The organism is Providencia sp. PROV076, assembly GCF_028483405.1.
GTDB classification, from domain to species: Bacteria; Pseudomonadota; Gammaproteobacteria; order Enterobacterales; family Enterobacteriaceae; genus Providencia; species Providencia huaxiensis.
Genome location: NZ_JAMPRR010000071.1, coordinates 1 through 1,248, shown reverse-complemented (window position 1 = coordinate 1,248; position 1,248 = coordinate 1). Strand labels below are relative to the sequence as shown.

The following is a 1,248-nucleotide window of genomic DNA, read 5'->3' as shown; positions in this document are numbered from 1 at the left end:
TGTAGTGGTCAACTAAAATTGGCCACGGTTTTAGAGTTTTTCCGGTATTGGTTTTCTGATTCGTTTGGTGGTAATCCACCGTTATATTCATGCGGCCTGACTTCGCTGTAATACCCGACGATATAATCCGTTATTGCATGGGCTGCTTCACTGAAGCTGATGTAGCCGGTCACCGGCACCCACTCATTTTTCAGACTTCTGAAGAAGCGCTCCATCGGGCTGTTATCCCAGCAGTTACCACGCCTACTCATACTTTGTTTTATCCGGTATCGCCACAGTAACTGTCGGAACTGCCTGCTTGTATAGTGGCTACCCTGATCACTGTGGAACATGAGCCCGGATGGCTTATTTCGTATTTCCCATGCCATTTTCAGCGCTTTGGTTGTCAGTTTGCTGTCCGGAGAAAATGACATTGCCCAGCCCACGGGTTTCCTTGCGAACAGGTCGAGTACAACGGCCAGGTATGCCCAGCGTTTACCGGTCCAGATATACGTTACGTCGCCGCACCATACCTGATTGGGCTCTGTCACTGCGAACTGTCGCTCAAGGTGGTTCGGGATAGCAATGTGTTCATGACCGCCACGTTTATACCGGTGAACAGGCTGCTGACAGCTCACCAGCCCCATCTCCTTCATTAGCCGTCCGGCAAGCCATCGTCCCATCCGGAAGCCCCTGTGTGTTGCCATTACAGCGATACTTCTTGCACCTGCTGAGCCATGACTGAGGCCGTGCAGCTCCTGAACCTGACTACGTAATACGGCTCTCCTGCCGTCCGGATTGTCAGGCCGGTTTTCCCGGTATCTATAGCTGCTGCGGTGAACTCCGAACACGCAGCAAAGAGTGGCCACAGGATAATGCGCTCTGAGTTTCCCGATCACCGAGACCTGTTCAGGGAGTCTGACATCAAGAGCGCGGTAGCCTTTTTTAATATTTCGTTTTCCATTTCAATACGTTGAATTTTTTTCTTCAGCTCACGTATCTCAATTTGTTCCGGCGTGATAGGGGATGCTTTCGGTGTTTTGCCTGCCCGTTCGTCCCGTAATTGCTTTACCCACCGCGTCAAGGTGGAAAGCCCGATATTCATGGCTTTCGCGGCATCTGCAACTGTATAGTTCTGATCCACAACCAGCTGGGCTGATTCACGTCTGAATTCTGCACTGAAATTTCGTTTTTTCATTAAGGCACCTGTGTTGTTCTGAGGTGAGCATATCACCTCTGTTCAGGTGGCCAAATTTATTAAACCACTAC

The 1,248-nt window shown here is 50.2% G+C and carries 1 protein-coding gene; it reads right to left on the bottom strand.

Translation table 11 applies throughout. The features are described 5' to 3' along the window. Nucleotides 1-8: 8 nt before the first annotated feature. A protein-coding gene (locus PSF67_RS22000) for an IS3 family transposase (protein ID WP_094963266.1) occupies nucleotides 9-1,177 on the bottom strand; the annotation gives its coding sequence in 2 pieces (ribosomal slippage) (nucleotides 9-928 and nucleotides 928-1,177; 1,170 coding nt in all). Nucleotides 1,178-1,248 lie beyond the last annotated feature (71 nt).